Raw genomic sequence first — 25,832 nt, forward strand, 5'->3', positions numbered from 1 at the left:
AATCAAGGAGGTCAGAGTCTTTGAAACTTAAACCCCTAGCTCCGTCACTCCAATAAACTAGGCAAGAATAACTCTAACTCTTGAAATAGAAGCCTAAATAAAGCGATACACCCTATTAAGGGCATAATAATATAAACGGATACATTACAAAAATGAGCAGAACCTTCACCTTATTACTATTGTTGATATCAGCGGCTGCGGCCGCTTTTTATTTTCGTGTGCTTGCCGTAGAACCTGTTGATTTAGTCACTCCAGTAGCCTATAAAGCAAAGCCAGCCATTGATTACGATAAAATATTCAATGACAAGTTTGAACGCTACTTAACAGGCCATCGTTTGTTAGTGGCTGGCAAGTACCCAGCCTTGCATCAGTATATTGATGAGCAGTATCAATTATTGGAAGCGGGTGAAATTACTGAAGAAGAACTCTCTTTTGCCATAGCTGCCATCACTTTGCGGCGCAAGGAAGATGCACCGCATTACCAGCAGTTAGTTACTCGCTACCCCGACTCACCCTATAGCTATTTATTGAGCGCACAATTTTACCTTGAGCGTAGTTATGAAGAACGTGGCAGTAAATGGTCAAAGGATACAACAGAAGAGCAGTTTGCCAATATGCATGCGTACCATGCACTGGCGATTGCCGATTACAAAAAGGCCATTAGCCTTAAAGCTGATTTAATGGCCGCTTACAGCGGTTTAATTAACCTCTATAGCGCTGCAGGTGAAAATTCCTTAAAGGACAAGGCTTTTATTAAGGCCATAAATATAAACCCCGCATCGTGGTTGGTATGGTCTAGTTATATAGATAGCAACCAGCCGCGCTGGCGTGGCAGCCATAAGAGGATGGATGAGTTAGCTCAGCAGGCTCAAAAATTATCACCCGACAACCCAGAGCTAAAACATTTACGCTGGTTTTCAACCTGGGATAAAGCCGACACCCTACTCAATAAAAAGGCTTACGATGAGGTGCTAGCTTTAATTGAGGCGCCATTGGCTGAAGGTGGACATGCCGTTGCTTATTATCTTCAGGGCCGGGTTTATTATGGCAAGGGGCAATATAAAAAAGCCATTTCGGCTTTTACCCGGTCTTTAATCGAAAGGCCTTTAGGCCAATACTCACTTCGTTACCGAGCTTATAGCCATGCCATGCTTAACCACCATGCCGCTGCTCGTAAAGATATAGAGCGCGGGCTAGAGCTGGAAGGGCGTACCAAACGTGCGGTATGTGCGCAGGCTTATGTATTATCTGTAGATGTTGATACTCGCCGATCTAGCTTGCCGGTTTATAAAGAATGTTTATCACTTAAGCATAAAAACGATGATCACTCCTACACCTTAAATGCTATTTATAAGCTAGAGCGAACCTTTGAACAGGAAGACGCCTATGGTGATGATGCTGTGGCTTTTGCCGCATCAGCAGTAGCGGACTTTTCTCGCTGGGATACCCATCATTGGCTGGAACTATTAACTGAACGCGCTAAGGCTGAGGTTACTGAGCCAGCGCTGGAGCAAACCTTTGCATCATTTAGGCATTTGGGTAAGTTAGTTTCACAACAAACACCGCAGTTTAGCTATTCGCACACAAGCGTCACTTGTGACGATGCCATCTATTCGCCTGTTCGCTATAAAACAGATATGCAATATGAGGAAGGAAGGGCGAGGCTGCTTTTAGATGTATGCAAGCAAATGGGCGGCTATCGCGTTCATAGTTTTGTTTTTTATCATGATTAGCAATTATGGGGGCAGAGCCACAGAGTATTTCAAGGACTCTGACCCCTTGAAATCACTCGCCTGCAGCGTTATGCATCAAGGACTGACATGCAAGAAATATTCGTACTTCTAATAATACTATTCGCCATAGCCTATATGCTGTTTATGGCGGCACTTCCAAGTATATTTATGCTCGCTATATGTCTAGCTATTTATAAAGTGTTTTCTCTATTTAATATAAAAAAATTAGTAAGCATTCCGATTATTATTATTATTTCAATAGGATATGGTTTTAACGAGAGACTGACCAGCATTGGTCAGGAACTGTTTTCAGGGGATATTAACTATAAAAATATAGGCTCCAAAATTAATCTAACAGACAAAGATTTAATTAGTTTTAGCAGCAATGTTTCGGATATTAAATTTAAAGAAGGCATATTTGATAGTGTTTCGTATTACTGCAATGAAGGGACTGGCTGTAGATACAGAAGACCAAAATATGTGAATGAAAATGTAAGAGAGATTATATTAAATACTGGCTTAAAACTAACAAGCAAAGAACATAATATTTTACACCTTGATGTTACAGAAAAACTAGATAACGGTTCCTCATTTTATCAGTTACGCTTAGAGAAAAACGGACATATTATTTCTCAGGAACAACATCGACGAAGAAAACACCTAGGAGGCGAAGAATATATTTTCTATCCTCACGGTGTTGACTTTAAAGGCTATGAAAGATATGTGTTTTCAAACACGTTATGGGATATTTTTTTGAGATCATTATTCAATAAAAAACAAGTGCCATTTCTTGAAAAATTTATTACAAAAAACATATCTATATCACCATCCAAAAAAGAAGAGGTTACTTTTCTTTCAAAAGCATTATCTGGCATTGACTTAAATAAAGATTATGCCATTAATAACTATCCTAATATTTATCATCCCATAGGCTGTGATAATAAAAACATAGATAGAAGTATTCTCGTTAAGGGAAACAAGAGATATACGACTTTAACCTTGTTAGTCAGTGAGACGCCGACAAGGATAATCGAGGAATATCATCACCTAAACAAAATAATTTGCACTATCGATAATATATATTTTATTTATTTGTCTAAAGAAAACCCCAATATAAAAGTATCCAGATATGATTACCAAGGTGAGCACCTGATTACTGAGCATATAACAACACCCGAACTGTCGTGGAATGGAAGCCCAAGAATATCCTATTTTGAACACGCTGGTGGCGTGTATACTATTGAGATACGGGAATACATCAGAAAACATGAAGAGCCCAAAAACTCAATCATATTATCTACTGATCAAGGAGATTAAGGAGTCAGAGTCTTTGAAACTTAAGCTCGTGGCTACATCGCGCTAATAAACTAGGTAGGAATCTCTCTAACCTAGGATATCACTAACGTTTTTTCAACGACTCTGACCCCTTGAATGCTATACTCCTGAAATGAAAGGTAATTATATTACGTGAAAAATTCAAAGCTAACAAAGTCAACCTACAGTTCAAGGAGTCAAGGTTTTTAAAACTTAATCTCGTGGCTACATCGCGCTAATAAACTAGGTAGGAATCTCTCTAACCTAGGATATCACTAACGTTTTTTCAACGACCCTGACCCTTTGAGTGTGACTCCTTGAATGCTAGCCGGTCTACAGTGGACAAGCTATGAATTCAAAATAAATCTAGATGGCGCAATTTTATCATTAGCATATTTTTGACGTTAAGCAGTTAATTTAAGCACCGCACATATAAGGTGCTATAAACTCAAGGAGTATTGATATTGAAAATTCAAATTAAGCGTTTCTCAACACATCAAACAGCAAAAGTATTCGCACTATTAATGGCTGCATCATCATTAGTGATTTTATTACCGTTTATTATTATCTCTTTCTTAGCGCCAACGCCAGCAGCGCCAAACGGCAGTGAAATACCAATGGGTATATTTTCTGGCATGTTTATTCTGATGCCTGTATTTCAGGGCATAATGGGTTACATTATGGTGCGTATTGGGCTGTGGATATACAACCTATTATCACCAAAAATTGGCGGCATAGAGTTTGAATACGAGTCCATTGACTGATAGCAAGCCTAGGTAACACGGCACTGCATTAAAAAGGGGTCAAATCGAGCGAGTTAATAAACAACGCCACCAAGACGCCTACATTAAACAAGTCCGTTTAGCTGGGGCTGTTCAACTAACCCCAATTAAAGCCGGCAAAGGAATATATGACTGCACTACGGGCCGCTATTAAAAGGCTGACACTGATCACCATGCTGGCGGGAGTATTACCCGTATATGGCAGTGAGTGCATGAGTATGCATGTAATAGACAACGCGCCCATGGGTTATATAGATGCTAACGGGCAACCTACCGGCGTTCACTGGGAATATTTAGCAGCCATTGAAAATAAATCTGGGGTCTGTATAAACAAAAAACTGCTACCTTACAGCAGGCTATGGGCAAGTTTAGCAGCCGGCACACATGATGGCGGGATAATTTTTCGCTCCCCTGATCGAGATTATCTAATTGAGGCAGTGGCTTTAATTCGCACGCTGCAAACTGCAGTTATTCCCAGAAAAGGTATCACCATCAACACTTACGATGATTTAAAAGGATTGATTATTGGTAAAACCCGCGGCACTCAACTTAGCGATAGGTTTGATACCGATGACACGCTTAAAAAATATAAACTCAATCATTACCAGCAAGCCGCAAAAATGATTCGGGCAGGTCGCCTTGATGCTGCTGCGGGTAGCGATGCGGTGTTGCATTATCAGCTTGCTAAATATGGCGCTATTCAATATGTCGATTTACAAGGCAGCTTTAATTTAGGCTATAGAGAACAGTGGTTACAATTGTCCAAAAAATCCAAACATCTTGATAAAATAGAAGCTCTCAATAAAGCAATTACAGCGCTACGTACTGAAGGCGTATTGAATGCGATTATAGATAAATATTATGGCTTTAGTTTCAGTGAGAACCTCAAGGGGTCCGTGTACTTTAAACCTTGAACACACCCCTCTTAAAGGGTAAACCTATAAAAAAGGGCGCAAAAATGCGCCCTTTTCTCATCTCAGCGTGTTAATTTTTACGCTTTTCTTTTTTTTCGTTTCGCTTTTCTTTCAAGGTACGTTTAGGTTTTTTCTTCACATTTTTAGCCATAATGATTTCCTTTTAATGGAGTTGTATTAAAGAATTCAAAACAAGTCATGCAAATAATCAATCACCTCCTTTTAATGGTTGTGCGTTATTAACGCTCAACACTGTAAAATTAATCTTTCCCCATAATACGTTTACACTAATAGACTCACCTTCTTCAGCGCCTAATAGTTTTGACCCTAGCAACGACAGCACTGAGACCTTTCCGTTTTCTGAATAGCAGTCGTCAGATTCTGTTAAAGTAATTGTAATGACTGATGATTTTTTCTCACCCAACAATTTAATTCTGCTGCCTACGCGAATTTTATGTTGGTTATTGGCTTTGTTAGTTTTGTGCTTTTCGATTTTTTCGAAAATATTGGCTAACGAAAGATGGTTCATCATCACCCCAGGTCTAGTAAGCAAATATTCCCGCGCACAGATATTCGCCGCAATAGATAAATACGGTGTTAAAGCTTTCATCAGAAAACCTCAGTGTTAAATTTTTTAGATTGAAAAATAAGGCGTGAGCGCGGGCGCGCTCATTAGTAGAGGAAGATAAGAGAATTTTTCCAGCAGATGTAGCGATAAAGTTTATTCACAATTAAACCAATTAATTACTAAATAATGTGATGAAGCATACCCGAACTAATAATATAAACAAGCCATTCACTTTTTATTATATTAATGCTTTTTTTATAGTACTACCGCGCATTATTAGAGCCGCTTAAATGGCCCATATGGTTGTTTATTTTAGCCCAACTAAACACCACTAAAAGATTCGTAACGATTATGAACAATACTGCTTTAAAGATTAAGCCGAAGCCCTGTTAGATCAAAAAGAACCAAGGGATTTTTTAAAAAAACCTGTTGGCATCTAAATAATTTGACTAATTGCGTTATTTTTTTAACGCATTTTAAAAGCCCAACTATACTCATATTCTTTGGTTATCAGGAGAATAGTCATGCCGAATCAACAACCATGGGCTTTATCCATGCACCATATAGAATGCTGCAACTGTAGCCATGGCTGCGGTTGTCAGTTTGCTGGTTTCCCCGATAGTGAATCTGGTGGCTGCGAGGCTATTTTGGGGTTTGAAGTAATTAAAGGCCACTTTAAAGAGCTGGACTTAGCCGGCTTAAAAATGGTTTTTGCTGCCATGTGGCCCAAGGCCATTCACGAGGGCAATGGCAAAGGCGCTTTATTTATTGATAGTGCCGCTAGCGATGAACAGGTGACGGCCTTAGCCACTATTATGTCAGGCCAGGCTGGCGGCATGCCGGTAGAAGCCATAGCCTCCACCTTCACGGAATTTGAAGGCCCGGTTATAAAAAACATACACATGAACAGCGATGCTAACAATGCCTCCTTCTCTATTGAAGGGGTATTAGAAGCCCAACAAGCACCGTTAAAAAACCCGGTAACCGGTGACGACCACCACGTGCATATCACCTACCCCGACGGCGGCTTTATGTGGGACGACGGTATCGTTGGCACCACCACTGCCATGTCTATGCATTATGGCAATATGTCCTTTCAGCATGTGGGCCGCTTTGCAGCAAAAGCCATTGCTAATTGGCCTAACGGCTAAGCCCAGTCGCAAAAGTGACTAGGCAACAGAGCCTTTACCATAGGCGAATAGTGGCCGCGGTTATTCTGCTGCTGATTATTTTCAGCTGGTACTACATGCTGTTTGGTATGAGCATGAATATGCAGCCTGTAGCCACCTGGAGCTATGCCGACATCGCGGTGCTTATGATGATGTGGGCGATTATGATGGCCGGCATGATGCTGCCTGCCGCCTACCCGGTGGTTATGCTGGTTGAGCAACTCAACCAAAAGCGTATACAGCGGCAAGCAAGCTACACACCCACCTTGTTTTTTGTGCTGGGCTACCTGCTGGCATGGACGCTCTATAGTGTAGCCATTAGCCTTATACAATATGGCCTGCATTATTGGGCGCTACTCAACCCTATGATGCGTAGTGCTAACCCATGGTTTAGTGCCGCGCTGCTGATTGCCGCTGGCAGCTACCAGTTCACGCCGCTGAAACAAGCCTGCTTACAACGTTGCCGCTCGCCGCTGTCGCTACTATCGCTGCACTGGCAAGAGGGCATAAAAGGCGCCATACACTTGGGGTTTATACACGGCCAATACTGCCTGGGGTGCTGCTGGTTTTTAATGGCCTTATTATTTGTCACCGGCGTAATGAATTTGCAGTGGATATTTATACTGACTGCCGTAGTGCTAATCGAAAAGGTGGTGGCTAAAGGGCCTTATGTAGAAAAGGCGCTTGGGTTACTTCTTATTACCCTCGGTGTTATTTCTGCTTTGAGTGGGGGAATGGGCTTTTTTAATTGAAGAGATGATTAAAGGAATAATTAAAGCGGGGATTACAGGGTTGATTAAAACGGTGATTAAAGCAGCGGTAACGATTACTTATCGTACACCTCTTTAAAGATTAAGCCCTATTAGGCCACAAGGGATTACAGGCTCACTCATCGTTATCATGGATTAACAGCGTTCTTTAACCACCGCTGACTAAAACAGTTTTTTGCCGCTAGGGCTGCCAGTAAGCACATAGCTATGGCTATATAGAGGCGTAAATGCTTAGATATGGGTTGTATTGCTTATATCTAGGCATGATTCCCACATAGTGTCGCGCCTACCTAATAGCTGACGCTGACAATTTTATCAACACAGTAAAATGAGAAACGTATGTCTAAAGGCCAAGATTCAAAAAAAGCGACTAAAAAGAAACCTGAAAAAACCATGAAAGAAAAGCGAAGTGATAAGAAGGAGAAAAAGGCCAATAAAAAATAAGGCTGCACCCAGGGGGGAGTAACAATTATTGATGCTACACCCCCCTACGTTAACTATGTTAGCTACAGTTACAAGTCTTTAATAATATCCGCATACACCTCGTCAAATTTTCCAAAGCTGTTGTCGTTGTGTTGGCAGCAGCGTATGCCGCCTTTTTTGATGTTGTATATCCAACCGTGAATATGTAATTTGCCGGTGGCCAGTTTGGCAGCTACGGCGGGATGGGTGCGTATGTGTTGCACTTGCTGTAATACGTTTTCTTCTATGGCTTCGGTCATGTGTTCGGCATCTATGCACTGGTCATAGGGGATACTGTGACGTTCGCGCACTATCTCCATGGCTGAGCGGCAGTGGCCTAGCCATTCTTTAACGTGCGGCAAGCCGTTAAGCGCGTTTAAATCTAGCGCCCCTTTTATTGCGCCACAATCGGTGTGGCCGCAAATAATTATATGCCTCACCCCCAACAGCGCCACTGCGTATTCTATAGAGGCGGTCATACCACCGGTTTCGTTGCTATGGGGCGGGATAATATTGCCCGCATTGCGGCAAATAAATAAGTCACCGGGGTCAGAGCCGGTGAGCATGTTGGGGTCTATGCGGGAGTCGGAACAGGTAATAAATAATACGTCCGGGTTTTGGCCATCCGCCAAGCTGCCAAATAGGTCTTTGTTTTCGGGATACACATTTTTGCGAAAGTTGAGTACACCTTTAATTATTTTTTCCACTGTGATTGCTCTCTGTTTCTAGCGGTACATTTTGCCTTGAAGGCATGCAGTTTACATGCAATAGCGTAAATCCTTACGCTATTGCTATTAATACTTCACCGGGTGTTATTCTATCGCCTTTGGCTACGTATATGGCGGTGACAGTGCCGGCGATATTGGCGTGTATCTCCATTTCCATTTTCATGGCTTCGGCCACCAGCACCGATTGCCCCGCGCTAACGCTGTCGCCTTCTTTCACCAGCACCTCTACCACGTTGCCAGGCATAGCGGTGGTGACGTCGCCGGGCTCACTGGCAAGCTTGCGGCTATCGCCCCCTTGATGCTGGTATTCGTTTAACGGCTCGAAGATGACTTCTTCGGGCATGCCATCCATGGATAAATACAGTTTGCGCTTGCCGCCACCGTGATCGCCCACGCCCGTGATAGCAATATCATAGACTTCACCGTGTACCGCAATTTTAAATTCCGAGGCAGGGGTTTGTTTTAGCCTGTTATCTTTTACGGCCTCTAGCGGTAACAACGCTTCGGGGCTTAAGCTGCCATCGGCACGCTGCTGTAAAAACTCACGGCCTAGGTCGGGGAACATGGCATAGGTGAGCACGTCCTCTTCTGACTTAGCCAAGTCGCCTATGTCGGCACGCAGGTTATTAAGCTCGGGGCTGAGTAAGTCGGCGGGGCGGCCTACATTAACGCTTTCGTTACCTATGGCTTGTTTGAGTAGCTCTTCATTAACCTCGCCGGGCGCGGCACCATAGCCACCCTGCAAATAGCGCTTCACTTCGTTGGTAATGGTTTTGTAGCGCTTACCTGCCAGCACATTGTAAACCGCTTGGGTGCCTACTATTTGCGAGGTGGGTGTTACCAGCGGCGGGTAGCCTAGGTCTTTACGCACCTGAGGGATTTCGGTAAATACCTGCTGAATTTTATCCAACGCGTTTTGCTCTTTGAGCTGGTTGGCGAGGTTAGACATCATGCCGCCGGGCACTTGGTTAATCTGCACGGCGATGTCTTCACGGGTAAATTCACTTTCGAATTGGTGATATTTTTTGCGCACCTCTCTAAAGTATTCCGCAATTTCACTGAGCAGCGTTAGGTCCAAACCAGTATCGTAGGGGCTGTCTTTTAAGGCGGCCACTTGCGCTTCGGTAGCCGGGTGGCTAGTGCCATTGGCAAAGGCCGATATCGCGGTGTCTATATGGCTGGCACCGGCCTCTATGGCTTTTAGCTGGCACAACGGCGCTAGGCCTGCGGTGGAGTGGCTGTGTAATACCACCGGCACGTCGATCTCGGCGGTTAAGGCTTTAACCAAGTCATAGGTTGCGTAGGGGGTAAGCAGGCCCGCCATATCTTTAATTGCTATAGAATCAGCACCCATTTCGCACATAGCCTTAGCTTGTTGCACAAATAATTCGGGCGTGTGCACCGGGCTGGTGGTGTAACAAATAGTGCCCTGTGCATGTTTGCCGGCTTTTTTTACCGCTTTCATGGCGGTTTCTAGGTTGCGCACATCGTTGAGGGCGTCGAATATGCGGAAGACGTCTATGCCATTTTGCGCGGCTTTAGCCACAAAGGCCTCGACTACATCATCGGCATAATGGCGGTAACCCAGTAGGTTTTGGCCGCGCAGTAACATTTGCAAACGGGTGTTGGGCAGGGCAGCACGCAGCTGCCGTAAACGCTGCCATGGGTCTTCTTTTAAAAAACGCACGCAGGCATCAAAGGTTGCACCGCCCCACACTTCTAGCGACCAATAGCCTACTTGGTCTAACTTTTCGCATATGGGCAACATGTCTTCGGTGCGCATGCGGGTGGCGATAAGTGATTGGTGGGCATCACGCAGTATCACATCGGTGACGGCAATTTTTTGGGGCTTATTCATGATTACTTCTCCTGCGCGGGCGTGACCTGCGGCTAGCTATTTATTTGGGTGTTTACCAGCCTGCGTAGGCCGCAATCGCAGCGGCTAAGGCCAAGGCCGTTTCACTGGGGTGGCGTTTATCGGAGTAGTCCAGTAACTCTGGGTGTTCGGGCACAAAGCTGGTATTGAAATGGGCTTGTTGAAAATCGGGATGTTTTAAAATTTGCTGGTAGTACGCCGCTGTTGTTTTTATGCCGTGCAAGCGCATATCGTCCAGCGCACGCTGGCCGCGGGCAACGGCCTCTTCCCAGGTTAAGGCCCACACCACTAACTTGAGGCACATGGAGTCGTAATAGGGGGGGATTTCATAGCCGGTATAGATAGCAGTATCTACCCGCACCCCCGGGCCGCCCGGCGCGTAGTAATGGGAGATGCGGCCAAAGCTGGGTAAAAAGTCGTTTTTTGGATCTTCGGCATTAATACGAAACTGCAGGGCATAGCCGCGATAGCTAATATCCTCTTGCCGGTAGCTAAGCGTTAAGCCGCCCGCTATGCGCAGCTGCTCGCGCACGATGTCCACGCCGGTTATCTGCTCGCTAATGGTGTGCTCTACCTGTACGCGGGTGTTCATCTCCATGAAATAGACTTCGTTACCCGCTAACAAAAACTCCACCGTGCCGGCATTGGTATAGCCCACTGCGGCGGCGGCTTTCACCGCCAAGTCGCCCATGTATAGGCGCTGCTCTGGGGTGAGCTGGGGGCTGGGGGCTATCTCTATTAGCTTTTGGTTGCGGCGCTGAATAGAGCAGTCGCGCTCATACAGGTGCACTACGTTGCCGTGGCTGTCGGCGAGTATTTGCACCTCTATATGGCGCGGATGCAGTATGCACTTTTCCATAAACACTTCGGCAGAGCCAAAGGCCTTGGTGGCCTCGGAGATCACCCGCGGGTATTGCAGCTTTAACTCTTCGGCGCTATCGCAGCGGCGTATGCCACGGCCACCACCGCCGGAGGTTGCCTTAATCATTACCGGGTAGCCTATTTGCTGGGCTAGGCTTAGGGCCTCGTCTACATCAGCAAGGTTACCCGCAGAGCCCGGTGTAATGGGCACGCCAGCTGCGCGCATGGCATCCCTGGCTTGGGTTTTGTCACCCATTTTTTGAATCACGGCGGCGCTAGGGCCTATAAAGGTAATGCCGGCTTGCTCACATAGGCGGGCAAATTCAGCGTTTTCTGACAGGAAGCCATAACCGGGATGGATGGCGTCACAGCCGGTTTCTAGGGCGAGGTTAACGATACGCAGTGGATCTAGGTAGCCCGCTAGGGGGTCTTCACCCAGCGAGTAGGCTTCGTCGGCACGTTTTACATGCAGGGCGTAGCGATCGGGCTCGGTGTAAATAGCCAGCGAGCGTATGCCCATCTCGGCACAGGCGCGCACGATGCGCACGGCAATCTCGCCGCGATTGGCAATTAGCACTTTTTTTAACATTATCGTCTCCTCAACCTTTTGGCTCTGTGCCATCAGGATTGCGGAGATGCTAACTGGCCAATACGATAAGTAAAAATTGATATTTCTTAGCTTATGTATAAGGTATTACTTATAGATAAACTCAAATACGCTTTCTTATGCCACTATCAATACAAAACTTAATCGGCCGCCTAACTTTTAGGCAGCTACAGGTATTCAAAGCCGTTTACGAGCTAAAAAGCTACAGTAAAGCGGGGGATATGCTGGGGCTTACCCAGCCTGCGGTGAGCAGCCAAATTCGCCAATTAGAGCAAGCCCTAGAGCAGCGCTTGTTTGAGTATGTGGGGCGGCGCTTGTTTTATACCGCCGCGGGTGAGCGCCTAGCCGAAAGCATTAGCCATATTTTTGCCGAGCTAAGCGACCTGCAAACCGATATCGCTGCGCTTAAAGGCCAAGTGGCTGGTGAACTGCGCTTGGTGGCGGTTAACACCGCCCAATATGTGGTGCCCTATATGTTGCGCGCTTTTCTGAATTTGCACCCGCAAGTGAGCGTGAGTGTGAAAGTGGTAAACCGCGCCACCGCCTTACAACGGCTAAACGACAATACTGACGACTTGGTGATTATGGCGATGGTACCCGCCGACAAGCCGTTAACGTCACTGCCCTTTTTAGATAACGAGCTGGTGCCTGTGGTGCCCGCTGGCCACCCCCTGTTGCAGCAAGCCAGCATTAGCCCGCAAGATTTTTTAAGCAGCCAACTGCTTATGCGCGAGCCTGGCTCGGGTAATAGATTGGCGCTGGAAATGCACTGCCAACAACAACGCCTGCACATAAAAAGCAGCATGGAGCTGGGCTCTAATGATGCGATTAAACACGCAGTGATGGCCGGGCTAGGCGTTGCGGTGTTACCCAAGCTGAGTATTTTACCCGAGCTGCAACTGGGTAAATTAATCATCCCCCCTATTACCGGTTTCCCCCTGCGCCGCAGCTGGTGTGTGGTGCACCCACAGGCCAAACATTTAACCCCCAGTATGCAAGCCTTTCTAGATTATATTCAGCAAAATATTAAACAGTTTGAACATATTTTTATAAACCAAGGTAATTAATAATAAATAGTGTGGGCATGAAAATATCACCTGGGATGTTTGTTTTTATTATAAATGGTATAAAAATTGTTTGTTCACGAGCTTATTTCACAATAATAAAACAGTATAGCTGCGCCGCTAAATTATAATGTTAGGGATTAAAAACCCTCTAATACTATCTTGCCTATAGATTGGCCTTGCTCCAACTCTTGGTGTGCGGCCCTTAGGTTGGCGGCATTTATAGTACCTAGGTTTTTGCCTACGGTGGTTTGTATAAACCCTAAGTCAGTTAACTCCGACACACGGTTGAGTATGCGGCTTTGTTCGTCCATATCGGCGGCCTGAAACATAGCGCGTGCAGACATACACTCGACATGTAGTGATAGGCTTTTTAATTTCATCTTGCCTATATCTATATTTTTTGGATCATCTGTTAAGGCGATTTTGCCAAAAGGTGCCAACATTTCTACATAGCTATCAAAATAGCTATCGGTGCTGTTTAGGCTGGCAACATGGCTTAGTGGGCCTATGTTCAAGGCTTCAATTTGCGCGGGCAGTGGTTTGCTGTGGTCCACCACATAATCGGCCCCTAGTTTTTTTACCCAAGCGCCAGAGCTTTGCCGTGAGGCGGTGGCAATAAGGGTTGCACCGGTTATGGCCTTGGCGATTTGTATCAATATAGAGCCTACGCCACCGGCGGCACCCACCACTAAGATGACCTCTTTCGATTTTTCGTTGCTGCCAACTGCTTGCTGCTTTATGGCTAGGTGCTCAAATAAAATTTCCCAGGCGGTAATGGCGGTTAACGGCAGTGCTGCAGCTTCGGTGTTGGACAGATTTTTGGGCTTGCGGCCTACCAAGCGCTGGTCCACTAATTGATATTCGGCATTGCAGCCTGAACGGGTAAGGTCGCCCGCATAAAAAACACTGTCGCCGGGCTTAAATTGGTTAACCGCATCACCAACGGCTTGCACTACACCCACAGCGTCCCAGCCCAACACCGCGTGCTCGCCTTCGGCCGGCGGGTAATATAGCCGCATTTTGTAATCCACCGGGTTAACCGCTATGGCTTGCACTTTGATGAGTAAGTCGTGGCCCGTAGCTACGGGCTGTGACAGCTCTATATCTACTAAGGATTCGGGGTTGGTAATGGCTAATGATTTTGTGCAAGCAACGGCTTTCATGGTGAGACCTATTATCGGCAGAGCTGCCTAGTAAACGCTATACAGCTACGGGTTAGCCGAGCATTACATGCTATGAAAGAGTGCTATACAAGGTGCAAGCGCAAAACATTTTTTACTGAAACACTAAAGGCCTAAATTTTGTTAGCTATATTGCTTATAGCGCCCGAATTTTACGGGCTGCTAAGTAGCTGTATAACACCTCTCTATTCAAGGAAGTCGATACTTGTGGCTCATGGCCACACGCCTTAACACTAAGCCAACTTGGTCATCTCGTTAACAATAAAAGCATCCACGGCACCATCGGTATTTGTTACAAACTCTTCAAAGTGGGGTGCCTGCTTATGGGCACGCCAAGCCGCTCGGTTTTGCCAGTTTTCATACATGAAAAAATGGGCCGGATTTTGGTTATCTTGGTGCAGGTTGTAGTTAATGCAGCCTTGCTCGGTACGCGTAGCCACTAGCAATTTTTCTAGTTCGCTTTTTAGCAAGGCAATGTGCTGATTTTTTGCTTTGATAGTAGCCACTATAGTTAATGCGCTCATGGTGCTGCCTCTTAAGTTTGTACTCACTACGCCGGCACTGGTTTAAAATTAGACTGGGCTGGCTATGAATTGATGGCCAGCCCAGCGAGACTTAGTAGTAAGACTAGACGCTTAAAAGCCCTCTAACACTATTTTTCCTATAGATCGGCCTTGTTCCAGCTCTTGGTGGGCAGCCCTAAGATTAGCGGCATTAATAGTGCCTAGGTTTTTGCCTACGGTGGTTTTTATCTGGCCTAGGTCGATTAGCTCTGACACGCGGTTGAGTAAGCGGCTTTGTTCGTCCATGTCGGCGGCATTAAACATAGAGCGGGCAAACATAAACTCCCAGTGCAGTGACAGGCTTTTCATTTTAATTTTGCCTATCTCCAAATTTTTCAGGTCATCGATTAAGGCGATTTTGCCGAAAGGGGCCAGCATGTCTATGTAGCTATCAAAATACGTTTCGGTGCTGTTTAAGCTGGCAACATGGGTTAGCGGGCCTATGTTTAAGGCTTCGATTTGTGCGGGCAGTGGTTTGCTGTGGTCCACTACATAATCGGCGCCTAATTTTTTTACCCAGGCGCTAGAGCTTTGCCGTGAGGCGGTGGCAATGATGGTTGCACCGGTTATAGCCTTGGCGATTTGTATCAATATAGAGCCTACGCCACCGGCGGCACCTACCATTAGGATGACCTCTTTCGATTTTTCGTGGGTGCCAGCTGCTTGCTGCTGTATGGCTAGGTGCTCAAACAAAATTTCCCAGGCGGTAATGGCGGTTAATGGCAGCGCCGCAGCTTCGGCGTTGGACAGGCTTTTGGGCTTGTGGCCCACTATGCGCTCGTCCACTAATTGATATTCGGCATTGCTGCCTGGGCGAGTAAGATCACCCGCATAAAACACACTGTCGCCGGGCTTAAATTGGCTAACAGCTTCACCGACAGCTTGCACTACACCCACGGCATCCCAGCCCATCACTTTGTGCTCGCCTTCGGCGGGGGGCATATTCAAGCGTACTTTGTAATCTACTGGGTTTACGGCTATGGCTTGCACTTTAATAAGCAGGTCGCGGCCGCTGGCTACGGGCTGTGGTAGCTCTATATCCACTAGGGCTTCGGGGTTGGTAATGGCTAGTGATTGGGTAAATGCAACGGCTTTCATGGTGTGTCCTCTGGTAACGGGTATGTGTGTGGGCCGGCCTGCCATAGCTAGTCACTGGCTTGGCGCTTGGTAACGGCATGAGGCTATTATTCGCCAAGTATTACATGCTATAAAGGGGGCTATAGCAGACACATAATCAAATTATTTTTGACAATGAATACAAATGACCTCAGCCTTTTTATCCATATTGCCGATAGCGCCAGCATTTCGCGGGCTGCCGAGCAGCTGGATATCACCACCGCTGCCGCCAGTGCCGCGCTCAAACGGCTAGAAAGCCAACTAGAGGTGCAGCTGTTTATTCGCTCTACTCGGCGTTTGCGCATCACCGCCGCAGGCGAACGTTTTTTGGTGTATTGCCGCGCCGCCCTCAGCCAGTTGGATGCCGGTAAAGCCTCGCTGCATGCGCTGCAGGGTAAGGTGGCCGGTGAGCTGCGCATATCGGCACCCTCCGACTTGGGCCGCAACCTGTTATTGGGCTGGATAGATGAAATCATGGCCCAGCACAGCGATTTATCGATTAGCCTCAGCTTGGGCGATTCCATCACCGATTTTTATCTCAACCGTATAGACCTAGCCATACGCTATGGCGCGCTGGAAGATTCCTCCATGGTGGCCTTTCCGCTGGCCAGCACCGAGGGCTTGTTATGCGCGTCGCCAGCCTATTTGGCCAGCCACGGCACGCCGCAACAGCCCAGCGATTTAAGCCAGCACAACTGCCTGCTTTATCAGCGCAATAGCCGCCTACATGATGTGTGGGAATTTACCGGCAACGGCGATAGCGGCAGCGAGCCTATTAAAGTGCGAGTAGCCGGTGACCGCAGCAGCAACGACAGCGAAGTGGTGCGCCGCTGGGCCGTTGCCGGTAAAGGTATCGCCTATAAATCCCGTTTTGATATGGACCAAGACCTGCGCGCCGGCCGCGTAGTGAGCCTGTTAACCGACTACTCATTGCGCCCGGCCCAGCTAAACCTGATTTGCCCCAACCGCAAACACATTACCCCGGCCGTGTTACTACTGCGTGATATTTTTCGGGATAAATTTGCTCAACTTATCGAACAAAGCACAGGCTGAGCATTAACAACTACAAAGGCTAGCGTTTTGCTTTAATCTGGATAACAATCATCGCGAGTACTAGTGTGGGCCTAACAATAATAACGTCTAAGCAGTCCCTTTATTGCCGCTCTCGCCATACCGTTTTTCTTTATTTGGCAGCATTAACCAATACTGACTTTGTTTATTAAGGCGTGCCTGGCTAAAAGCACATGCAGGGAATTATCCAAAAGAACAACCGGTTAGGCTTTATTCACCCGGCCTAACCGACAACATTAATTAGGGTGATTTATAACAAGGATTCAACATGTTTACTAAAAAGCTAATGATTGGCGCTATCGCTACAGCTGCGGCATTTAATGCCCATGCCGAAGACTCTGACCTATCGTACACTTACGTCGGCCTAGCTTATCAAACAGGGGAGGTTTTAAATGAAGATTTTAGCGGCTTTGGCGTTAGTGGTAGCGTTGCACTCAATGAATCGGTTTTTTTAATTGGTCATTACAGCGATCTTACCTCAGACGATAAATACCATGTTGGGTTTCGTTCAGATGATATTGAAGTAACCCAGTTTGATTTGGGTGTGGGCTTTCATACACCGGTTGCTAAAAATATAGATTTCGTAGCATCACTTTCCTATGCCGATGCTGAAATTAAATATCTTGGCAACAAGGCTGATGGTAACGGTTATCTCATTAACGCAGGGATACGCGCTAAGCCAACAGACATATTAGAATTTGGCGCAGCCATCAATTATGCCGATATCGAAGATGATGGCGAAGCGGGTTACACATTATATGCACGCGTTTTTGCAGCACCTAAACTATCTATAGGCTTGGGCTATGGCTCAGCCGATGATATAGACACGCTTTCTCTTGATGTGCGTTTTGATCTTTAGATAAAACAGCTATAACTGGGGCCAGTGTAAATTTTAGTTAACATCCGCTGGATAGTTTACAAAAATTTACGCTGGCCCCGATTAACTTAACCGACACGTCACCTATAGCGTTAACTAAACGCTCTATCTTTTTGCTTTCAAATCTTTCGTTAATAAACTCACCTTGCGAATAAACCATTCTTTAAACTCCTGCGCTACTTCATTATTGCGGCTGTGAAAGGGCGTAATGATTTTTATGGGTGCGGGGGCCGGAACCAGATGCGGTAAGGGGCAAATTAACGCGCCGGTACGCAAATCTTGATCCACCATAATTTCATCACCCAGCGCTATGCCACAGCCATTACGTGCCGCTTGGTGTGCCACAAAGGTATTGCCTAAAAATAAATTGGCTTGCGGGGTGATGTCTTCACTGCCCAATAGACTTAAAAAGCGCTGCCATTCTGCACCGTCTTTATCGCCGTGGATGAGTGTGTGGTTTTTTAAATCCGCTAAGGTTTGTGGCGGCGGTAAGCCATTTAATAACTCGGGGCTGCAAATTAAAAAGTAATTGATGGGAATTTGGGTCACATCCACTTCACCGGGGATGTGTACGTTTTTCCATGAAATCACCAAATCCACTTCTTCATCGTCTAAATCCTCTATCGCCATCCAGCTAAAGTCGCTTAGCTTTTGCTCGCGTATAAACTCGGCGGCGTACATAGGGATGGAGGAGCTGGCGATAGCCGTAGAGGTGGCAATTCTTAAATGCTGCGGTGCCTCGCTGTCGCTGAAGCTGCTAATGGTTTTTTGAATATTATTGAAGGATGCCGTTAAGCTCTCTAACAGCAGCCTCCCCTGTGGCGTGAGGGTAGTGTTTTTGCCCTTTTCAGCAAATAGTTGCGTGTTGAGGCGATCTTCCAAGTTTCGAATTTGATGGCTAACCGCGCTATGGGTAACAAACAGCTCTGCTGCTGCCTTACCCAAGCTGCGGTTGCGGCCCACGGCTTCAAAGGTCAGCAAGCTGTTTAGTGGTGGCAGTTTACGCTTCATGTTCACTCATAAGTTATGTGAATTTAATTTGTAATATATACAAATATTTCGCGATATACACAAATTTAATTCTAGATACACTGCATAAATAATAAACATCTGGAGCCTGCTATGAGTATTCAACCCTTTTCACGCGCAGTTAAACCGCAAGCCGATTGGCCACAAGCCTTTAGCCCTGATGAATACGCGATGCGCCGCAAGCAGGTGGCCCAACGCCTAGAGAAACAGGGCTTTGATGCCATGCTGGTTACCAGCCCGGCCGACCTTTATTACCTTACCGGCTACGATATGATTTGGTTTCATTGGCGCTTTTTAACCAGCTGCGTGCTCACCGCCGATGCTGCGGAGGTGCTATTTTTTGATTACCCCGGCCACACCACGCTGGTTGAAACCACCCCTGAGATTAAACACATCACCTGGATGACTCGCGAAACCCCTGAGCACGATGCTAAAACTATTGCCCACGGCATGGTAAAAGCGGGGCTAAAAGGTAAGCGTGTCGCCCTGCAACCTTGGGGCTACAACCCGCATAAAACGGTTATGGATGTATTAGTGCAAACTCTTGAATCGGCGGGCATGGCTACCGACGATGGCTCGCTGATCGTTGAAGAAACTCGCCTCTATAAAAGCGATGCCGAAGTGGCCGTGATGCGCCAAGCCGCCAGCATTGCCGACAACGCCATGGTGGCCGGCCGCGATCTTATTGCCCCCGGCGTAATGGAAACCGAGCTGCACGCCACTATTATGCACAGCATGTTAATGGCTGGCGGCGGCGNCCCCGCCATACGCTGCATGATAGGCAGCGGCCCAAGGGCTGGTACGCATCACAGCCCCGCACAGCATCGCGCCATTCAAACTAATGAGATGGTGTTTATCGATTTTTGCTCTTCGCTGCATCGTTACCACGTTAACCTCAACCGCACTTACGCACTGGGCGAAGTAGACCCGCGTTGGCACGATTTGTCGGCTCGCGCCAACGGCACTATTGAGGCCATCATCGCCCAAGTAAAACCCGGTGATGCCTGGACCAAGGTGCAGCAAGTAGGCGACCAATACACCGATGCCAATGGCTTGCGCAACAACGTGTGGTTTGTGGGTGGCTATGCGCAGGGCATAGCCATGCCGCCCGATTGGGTAGGCGAATATTGGATAGATCCGCGCCAAGGGGTAGACGACCGCGAGCTTAAACCCGGCATGGTGTTTAATTTTGAAGGCCAGTTTGATGATAAAGACTGCTGGGCAGGTGGCTCTGGTTTTGCCTATATCGACTCCCTCATCGTGACGGAAACCGGTTTGGAAGTGATGTCTACATTACCCCGCACACTGGTTACCATTTAATGGCCGCTATTTAAGGATTTGTTAATGACCTTGCCTATTTATTTTCATCCCGACGTGGTTGCTTTTAAAACCCCCGATGGTTTATTTGAGCGCCCAGCGTCACCCTTACTCAAGCACCAAGTCATGTTTACCGAAGGGCCAGAGCGCATAGAAAATATTAAATCGGTTTTAGAACGTGCGCCCTCGGCGAATCAATTTAGCTGGCATGATGGCCGCCACGCTAGCGATGAAGAAATTTTGCGTTTTCACACGCCTGCTTATTTATCGCGCTTAAAAGCGTGGGATCAACTAGGCCACTGGGCCACCGGCACCACCTATTTACCTAAGGGTGGCTTGCAAGGCGTGCGCGCAGGCGCAGGCACTACATTGAAAGCGCTAGAGGCCATAATAAGCGGTGACGTTACAAAAGCTTACGCACTGGTTCGCCCACCGTCCCACCATGCCGCACCCGATGTGGTCGATGGCTACTGTTTGCTTAACAACGTTGGCATGGCCGTGCAAGCCGCCAAAGCGCAGGGCGTTAAACGCATCGCCATATTGGATTGGGATGTGCACCACGGCAACGGTACCCAAACCGGTTTTTATCATTGCGAGGATGTACTCACCATCTCCATGCATATGGATCACGGCGCCTGGGGGCCAAGCCACCCCGAGACCGGCGGCGTGGATGAAATAGGGGAAGGGCCGGGCACAGGCTATAACGTAAACTTGCCTTTACCCATGGGCGTGGGTGATGCCACCTATATAGAAACCCTTAAGCAAATTGTGCTGCCCACCCTCAGCCAATTTTCCCCCGAACTCATCATCGTTAGCAACGGCCACGATGCCAGCCAGTTTGACCCTAATGGTAGACAAGCCATTACCATGGCCGGTTTTCACGCCATGGCAAAAACGATTGCTGAAGCGGCAGACACGCTTTGTGAGGGTAAATTACTCATCGTACAAGAGGGCGGTTACAACGTCGCTTATGTTGGCTTTTGCGCTTACGGCTCAGCTTTAGGTTTTGCGAGTAAAGCTTTAGATTTGGATGACCCGCTGGCGTATTACCCGGATAACCTAGAGCGCGCCCAACAGATTGTTGCCGAGCTGATTACGCGGCACCCGTTGTTGAATGAAAAAGGCTTGTGGTCATTAGATAGCTGAATTACGTGAGTAAGAGCAAAAAAACAAAGGGAGGTCAGAGAAATTTTCGTTGCGCTTTCGACGATAGGCTTACAAAAATTTTCTCTGTCCTTCGTTACAGGGCTTAATTACACACTAATACGCACCTTCGCTATAGGTAAGTTCGTAACTATGGCTGTAAATTTCTAAAATATTACCAAAGGGATCTTCCATATAGATCATGCGGTAGGGCTTTTTACCTGGGTAGTAATAGCGAGGTTTGGCCATACGCTTTTTACCGCCGGCAGCCACTATTTTTTCGGCTAATTCTTCGACGTTTGGATCTTGCACACAAAAGTGAAACACGCCGGTTTTCCAGTATTCAAAATTGTTCTCGGGGTTAACCTGGCCTTTAAACTCGAATAGCTCAACGCCTATGCGATCACCGGTTGATAGGTGGGCAATTCGAAACTTATCCCAGTTACTGCCAAAGACATCGGTACACATTTCACCTATGGGGCTGTCGTCTTCTACCACTTCGGTGGGTTTCATAATCAAATACCAACCCATCACCTCTGTGTAAAATTTAACGGCGGCCTCTAGGTCGGGCACGGATATGCCTATATGTGAGAAATTACGTGGGTATGTGGTGCTCATAATTTATTGCCCTGTTGTTGATGTTGTTGTTGACGTTTATGTTGATATTGTTAGTAGCTTACAAAACAGGCAGTATTAAGTGAAAGTATCATTTAATACATAGATGAGTACAAAACGTAATGATAAATCCTGTTTGGCTACGCAGCTTTTGCACCCTTGTTGAGGTGGGCCATTTCACCCGTACGGCTGAAACCCTACACATGACCCAGTCTGGCGTGAGCCAGCAGGTGCGTAAGCTGGAGGAGTATCTAGGCCAACAGCTGCTTATTCGGCAGGGCAAGGGCTTCACCCTGACCGGTGCCGGCGAGCGCTTATATCAAGAGGGCCAGCAGCTCATTGTTTCATTTACCGACCTTGAAAATCGGGTGGGCCTAGACCCAGCCCATGAGGGCATAGTGAAGCTAGCCTCACCAGGCAGCATAGGCCTTAAGCTTTACCCGCATTTATTGGCGCTGCAAAAACATTACCCCAAGCTAGTGATCGAATACCGATTTGCCCCGAATAGTGACGTAGAGCGATTAATTGCCGAGCATAAAGTGGATATAGGCCTGATGACCTGCCCAGCAACCATGCGTGAAGTAAATGTTAAGCCTATAGCCGAAGAAGAGCTGTTATTGATTACACCGGCGGGCATTGCAAAACCTAGCTGGGAGCAATTAACGGCGCTAGGATTTATTGACCACCCCGACGGTGCTTATCATGCGGGCCAGTTACTGAGTGTTAATTTTCCAGAGTTTCAAAATAGTCAGCAATTTAAACGCTCGGGATTTTCAAACCAAATTAATTTAATTTTAGAACCCGTAAGTATGGGGCTGGGCTTTACCGTTTTACCTAGCCACGCTGCTGCCGCGTTTAAAGCGTCTGCAAAAGTAAAAATTCACAAGCTGGCGAATAAAGTCAGTGAAACGCTGTATATCGGTAGCTATGCCCATACATTTACGGCTAATAGAGTAAAAACCGTTATTGCTGAAATAGAAAAGAGCCTTGGCATTAGCTAAATGTAACTAATGGCTGTAAGCAAATAAATAAACTACACGAAGAAGATGAACAGCGTCGTGAATAAAAAAACCGATCACTCAACCATCACTATCACAGGTAGCTGTAACTGCCATAACATTAGCTACATTTGGCATAAGCCCGATGACACCATTATCCCCAGGGCCTGTCAGTGTCATTACTGCCTCAGCAAAGGGGCTGCTTATGCCACTCAAACAAACACTAGGCTAACGGTAAGCATTAATAACAGCGCGCTGCATAGCGTTGTACAACATGGCTCTAATAGCGCCCACTTTCATGAATGCAGTTATTGTGATCAAGTGGTGTTTGTTACCGCCGAGATAGCCGGCAGACTTTACGGCGCGGTTAATGCCATGTTGATTACGCAAAAAGCGTATTTAGCTCAGCCCGTTAAACTCGATTTTAGTGCGCAAACCCCACAGCAAAAACAACAGCGCTGGCAGCAAAGCTGGTGCAGCCCCGTTGAAATTACCGGCCTAGGCTAGCCAACACATTTATTGCCCTAGCCCGCATTAATTGCTTTATCATAGCCAGCAACTATTTTTTATCTGTACTAACACTTTAAACCCCCACATTATTTGCTGAGTTTATGACTTTATCTGCCGCGCTACGTAGCAAGCTTGTTAAATTTACCGCCGCTTTCATTATCTTGTTAGCGCTGTTACCTGAGGTGCTGCGCTTTGCCCTAATACAAGCTAGCCCTCGCATGGGCTTTGGTGAGCTGAGCCTGGCCGATATTAACCTTAACCTGTTTAACGGCCAGCTGGAGTTTGAGCAACTTGTTCTTAAGCAACAAGGTGAGCCGGTTTTAGACGTAGCAGGGCTGCGTATAGACGTAACTTGGTGGCGTAGCCTTAACGATGAGCCCACCGTAGAAAACATAGATATTGATGGCCTGCAACTACCCATAGTGCAAAACGCCAACGGCCAATGGCAGTTGCTGATGGCATTACCCAGCAGCAACCCTGATGAGCAGCCAGCCGATAAAACCACTGACGGCTTCTTGCCTGCATTTACCCTAAACCAATTCACCCTTAGCAATAGCCGCTTACTGATACGCAGCCCCGCCTTAAACGGCGAGCTACAGATAGCGCAGTTACAGTTGCAACACTTTAGCACGGTGCAACAACAGCCCTTACAACTGCAGCTAGAGGCCAACTGGAATAAAGCTACTATCACTCTTGCCTTGCAGGGCCAGCTACTAGAGCAGCAACAAAACCTCGCCGGCACGCTAAACGTGCAACAGTTTCAGGCCAGCGACTTTGCCCCATTACTAGGCCAAGACATGGCCGCCCTTAGCCAGTTACAACTTACCTTTAACGGCAAACGTAACCAGCAAGGCGCAATCAGTGGCGAGCTAAACGGCAGCCTAAACCTAGAGCAAATACAGGCCACCTATAAAACCTTGGCGCTCAACGCTGAGCAGTTGCAATGGCAGGGCAGCACCACGTTTTCCCAACAGGGTGAAACCCTACGCTATAGCGCCAGCAACCAGCTTAGCCTTACCGCTCTACAACTCGATAGCAACAAAATCCAACAGCGCTTAGTGCAGTTACAACACTTACAACTAGATGATTTACACGTCGATGAAACCCTAGCTATTAGCGGCAAAGCCTTAAGCCTTGAGCAATTGGTATTATTGCCTAAGCCGGATAAAGAACCGGCCAAGTTAACTAACGGCTTATTAAAGCTTGCAGACTTTAACTACAGCCCCGCGCAAGGGTTAGCCATTAAACAGATAGTGATTAATGACACGCAATATTACGCCCTGATTACCAATAAAGGTGAATTAGCCATTCATGCCTTTAGCGAAGAACTCATGGCGGAGCTGGCTGACAGTTCAGCTGAGCAAACAACGACTGCCCCTAAACCAAAAAATAGCAATGACCAGCCAACGCCTTTTGTGTTTGCCATAGAGCAGCTCACGCTTGCCGGTGATAGTTTTTTATTATTTGAAGACCAACGTTTTCAGCCCAGTGTTAAACAAAAACTGTACATAAAAAATCTAGCGGTTGAGCATGTGACTAATCGCAGCAGCAGTGAAAAAATGCTCGTAGAGCTGCAAGCCGCTATGGGTGAGTTTTCACAAATTACGATTAATGGCCAGCTAACGCCCTTCGCCCAACCCTTAGGCCTACACTTAAAAGGGACTATAGAAGCCGTAGATCTCACTGACATATCGCCCTATGCCGAATCCTATTTAGGCTACTACTTTAGTAAAGGCCAGCTAGACCATAAGTTTGATATTACGCTAGCCGACAATAACGTGCAGGCCACCAACAAAGTCAATATTAGACAGCTAGAATTACGCGCCGCCAAAAAACAAAGCACCCCCGGCATAGAGCGCAAGCTCAACATCCCCTTAGACATGGCACTCAATGTATTGCGCGACAGCAATAATAATATTGAGCTAAACATCCCCATTAAAGGGCCAGTGGATAAACTAGGCGTAGGCCTTAGCGATATTATTAATAATGCGCTGAGCAACTCGCTCATGAGCGGCGCTACCCACTATTTGAAATATGCCCTGCAACCCTATGGCGGTATATTAATGGCGGCCGAATACCTAGGTGATAAAGCCACCAGCATTAGCTTACAGCCGGTAGTTTTTGAGCCTGGCTCAGCACAACTGCCAGACACTATGCAGGACTATAGCCAAAAAATTGTGGGCTTAATGCAGCAGCGTCCCCAGCTCAGTTTAAGCCTGTGCGGCAGTGCTAATGCCAGCGATAAAACCGCACTGGCAGCCGCCAGCGACAGCAAAGATGAAAGCAACATCGCAGAGGCTCAACTTATACAATTAGCCGAGCAACGCAGTAGGGCGATAAAAAGTATTTTTATTGCCCAGGGCATAGCCAGCAAGCGCTTATATGTTTGCCAGTCGGGCTTTAAAGCCAAAGGGAAGAACGCCGTATTGCTTAGCCTGTAGCCTAGGTAATGCGCCTAGCTATCGCTAAGGCCTCGCTTCGGATAATAACGGAGGGCCACCAAGCTAACGTATAAGCCCAGCAGGATGGCGCTTATTGCCATTTTTTAGTCTACTGTTAAC

At 46.9% G+C, this 25,832-nt stretch carries 23 protein-coding genes; 14 read left to right on the plus strand and 9 right to left on the minus strand.

Going from position 1 to position 25,832, the window contains the following annotated elements; genetic code table 11:
• The first annotated feature begins 152 nt into the window (after positions 1-152).
• From B067_RS0103160 to B067_RS0103180, 4 genes are all read left to right on the plus strand, one after another.
• A complete protein-coding gene (locus tag B067_RS0103160; protein WP_019528602.1) occupies positions 153-1,733 on the plus strand; it encodes a tetratricopeptide repeat protein in 1,581 nt (526 codons plus the stop codon).
• An 87-nt stretch (positions 1,734-1,820) separates the two neighbouring features.
• Positions 1,821-3,050, plus strand: coding sequence for a hypothetical protein (locus B067_RS0103165; RefSeq protein WP_019528603.1), 1,230 nt, complete (start codon positions 1,821-1,823; stop codon positions 3,048-3,050).
• Positions 3,051-3,511: 461 nt separating this feature from the next.
• Positions 3,512-3,811, plus strand: coding sequence for a hypothetical protein (locus B067_RS21765; protein ID WP_156820731.1), 300 nt, complete (start codon positions 3,512-3,514; stop codon positions 3,809-3,811).
• Positions 3,812-3,957: 146 nt separating this feature from the next.
• Positions 3,958-4,743, plus strand: a complete 786-nt coding sequence (locus B067_RS0103180) for a substrate-binding periplasmic protein (RefSeq protein ID WP_019528606.1) — start codon at positions 3,958-3,960, stop codon at positions 4,741-4,743.
• 208 nt (positions 4,744-4,951) lie between these two features.
• Here B067_RS0103180 and B067_RS0103190 read toward each other — a convergent pair whose 3' ends face one another.
• Positions 4,952-5,353 (minus strand): GreA/GreB family elongation factor, encoded by a 402-nt coding sequence (locus B067_RS0103190; RefSeq protein ID WP_019528607.1) that lies wholly within the window; start codon positions 5,351-5,353, stop codon positions 4,952-4,954.
• A gap of 482 nt (positions 5,354-5,835) precedes the next feature.
• Between B067_RS0103190 and B067_RS0103195 the strand changes: the two genes are divergently transcribed.
• On the plus strand, positions 5,836-6,462 hold the full coding sequence (locus B067_RS0103195; protein WP_026244374.1) for a DUF1326 domain-containing protein: 627 nt from the start codon (positions 5,836-5,838) through the stop codon (positions 6,460-6,462).
• A 50-nt stretch (positions 6,463-6,512) separates the two neighbouring features.
• Positions 6,513-7,232 (plus strand): DUF2182 domain-containing protein, encoded by a 720-nt coding sequence (locus B067_RS0103200; protein WP_019528609.1) that lies wholly within the window; start codon positions 6,513-6,515, stop codon positions 7,230-7,232.
• 530 nt (positions 7,233-7,762) lie between these two features.
• Here the strand turns inward: B067_RS0103200 and B067_RS0103210 are convergent.
• The 3 genes from B067_RS0103210 to B067_RS0103220 form a co-directional block, all read right to left on the minus strand.
• A complete protein-coding gene (locus B067_RS0103210; protein WP_019528611.1) occupies positions 7,763-8,419 on the minus strand; it encodes a carbonic anhydrase in 657 nt (218 codons plus the stop codon).
• 73 nt (positions 8,420-8,492) lie between these two features.
• Positions 8,493-10,298, minus strand: coding sequence for a sodium-extruding oxaloacetate decarboxylase subunit alpha (oadA, locus tag B067_RS0103215; protein WP_019528612.1), 1,806 nt, complete (start codon positions 10,296-10,298; stop codon positions 8,493-8,495).
• Positions 10,299-10,350: 52 nt separating this feature from the next.
• Entirely contained in the window at positions 10,351-11,766 is a 1,416-nt protein-coding gene (locus B067_RS0103220; RefSeq protein WP_020700268.1) for an acetyl-CoA carboxylase biotin carboxylase subunit, read from the minus strand.
• Between the two features lie 137 nt (positions 11,767-11,903).
• Between B067_RS0103220 and B067_RS0103225 the strand changes: the two genes are divergently transcribed.
• Positions 11,904-12,851, plus strand: a complete 948-nt coding sequence (locus B067_RS0103225; RefSeq protein WP_019528614.1) for a LysR family transcriptional regulator — start codon at positions 11,904-11,906, stop codon at positions 12,849-12,851.
• 137 nt (positions 12,852-12,988) lie between these two features.
• Here the strand turns inward: B067_RS0103225 and B067_RS0103230 are convergent, their stop codons facing one another.
• The 3 genes from B067_RS0103230 to B067_RS0103240 all read right to left on the minus strand — a co-directional run bounded on the left by B067_RS0103230 (position 12,989) and on the right by B067_RS0103240 (position 15,693).
• Positions 12,989-14,014 carry a zinc-binding alcohol dehydrogenase family protein gene (locus B067_RS0103230; RefSeq protein ID WP_019528615.1) on the minus strand — a complete coding sequence of 342 codons (1,026 nt, stop codon included), beginning with the start codon at positions 14,012-14,014 and terminating at the stop codon, positions 12,989-12,991.
• Between the two features lie 251 nt (positions 14,015-14,265).
• Positions 14,266-14,556, minus strand: a complete 291-nt coding sequence (locus B067_RS0103235; protein WP_019528616.1) for a putative quinol monooxygenase — start codon at positions 14,554-14,556, stop codon at positions 14,266-14,268.
• A 111-nt stretch (positions 14,557-14,667) separates the two neighbouring features.
• Positions 14,668-15,693 (minus strand): zinc-binding alcohol dehydrogenase family protein, encoded by a 1,026-nt coding sequence (locus B067_RS0103240; RefSeq protein WP_019528617.1) that lies wholly within the window; start codon positions 15,691-15,693, stop codon positions 14,668-14,670.
• A 153-nt stretch (positions 15,694-15,846) separates the two neighbouring features.
• Between B067_RS0103240 and B067_RS0103245 the strand changes: the two genes are divergently transcribed.
• Both B067_RS0103245 and B067_RS0103250 read left to right on the plus strand, forming a co-directional pair.
• Positions 15,847-16,764, plus strand: a complete 918-nt coding sequence (locus tag B067_RS0103245) for a LysR family transcriptional regulator (RefSeq protein ID WP_019528618.1) — start codon at positions 15,847-15,849, stop codon at positions 16,762-16,764.
• Between the two features lie 286 nt (positions 16,765-17,050).
• Positions 17,051-17,641 carry an outer membrane beta-barrel protein gene (locus B067_RS0103250; RefSeq protein ID WP_019528619.1) on the plus strand — a complete coding sequence of 197 codons (591 nt, stop codon included), beginning with the start codon at positions 17,051-17,053 and terminating at the stop codon, positions 17,639-17,641.
• 123 nt (positions 17,642-17,764) lie between these two features.
• On the opposite strand, the gene B067_RS0103255 is transcribed toward B067_RS0103250, so the two are convergent.
• Positions 17,765-18,670, minus strand: coding sequence for a LysR substrate-binding domain-containing protein (locus B067_RS0103255; RefSeq protein WP_019528620.1), 906 nt, complete (start codon positions 18,668-18,670; stop codon positions 17,765-17,767).
• A 189-nt stretch (positions 18,671-18,859) separates the two neighbouring features.
• Between B067_RS0103255 and B067_RS0103260 the strand changes: the two genes are divergently transcribed.
• Both B067_RS0103260 and B067_RS19565 read left to right on the plus strand, forming a co-directional pair.
• Entirely contained in the window at positions 18,860-20,008 is a 1,149-nt protein-coding gene (locus tag B067_RS0103260; RefSeq protein WP_476695839.1) for a M24 family metallopeptidase, read from the plus strand.
• Between the two features lie 24 nt (positions 20,009-20,032).
• Complete coding sequence (locus B067_RS19565; RefSeq protein WP_019528622.1) at positions 20,033-21,151, plus strand: arginase family protein; 1,119 nt, start codon at positions 20,033-20,035, stop codon at positions 21,149-21,151.
• A gap of 114 nt (positions 21,152-21,265) precedes the next feature.
• Here B067_RS19565 and B067_RS0103270 read toward each other — a convergent pair whose 3' ends face one another.
• The gene (locus B067_RS0103270; RefSeq protein WP_019528623.1) at positions 21,266-21,766 is read right to left on the minus strand and encodes a lactoylglutathione lyase family protein; all 501 of its coding nucleotides are present in this window, start codon (positions 21,764-21,766) and stop codon (positions 21,266-21,268) included.
• Between the two features lie 119 nt (positions 21,767-21,885).
• On the opposite strand from B067_RS0103270, the gene B067_RS0103275 reads away from it, so the two are divergent.
• From B067_RS0103275 to B067_RS0103285, 3 genes are all read left to right on the plus strand, one after another.
• Entirely contained in the window at positions 21,886-22,764 is an 879-nt protein-coding gene (locus tag B067_RS0103275; protein WP_019528624.1) for a LysR family transcriptional regulator, read from the plus strand.
• A gap of 57 nt (positions 22,765-22,821) precedes the next feature.
• Entirely contained in the window at positions 22,822-23,268 is a 447-nt protein-coding gene (locus B067_RS0103280; RefSeq protein ID WP_156820732.1) for a GFA family protein, read from the plus strand.
• Positions 23,269-23,372: 104 nt separating this feature from the next.
• Complete coding sequence (locus B067_RS0103285) at positions 23,373-25,712, plus strand: DUF748 domain-containing protein (RefSeq protein WP_019528626.1); 2,340 nt, start codon at positions 23,373-23,375, stop codon at positions 25,710-25,712.
• Positions 25,713-25,832 lie beyond the last annotated feature (120 nt).

Origin of the sequence: Dasania marina DSM 21967, from assembly GCF_000373485.1 — a bacterium.
Lineage (GTDB): Bacteria > Pseudomonadota > Gammaproteobacteria > Pseudomonadales > Dasaniaceae > Dasania > Dasania marina.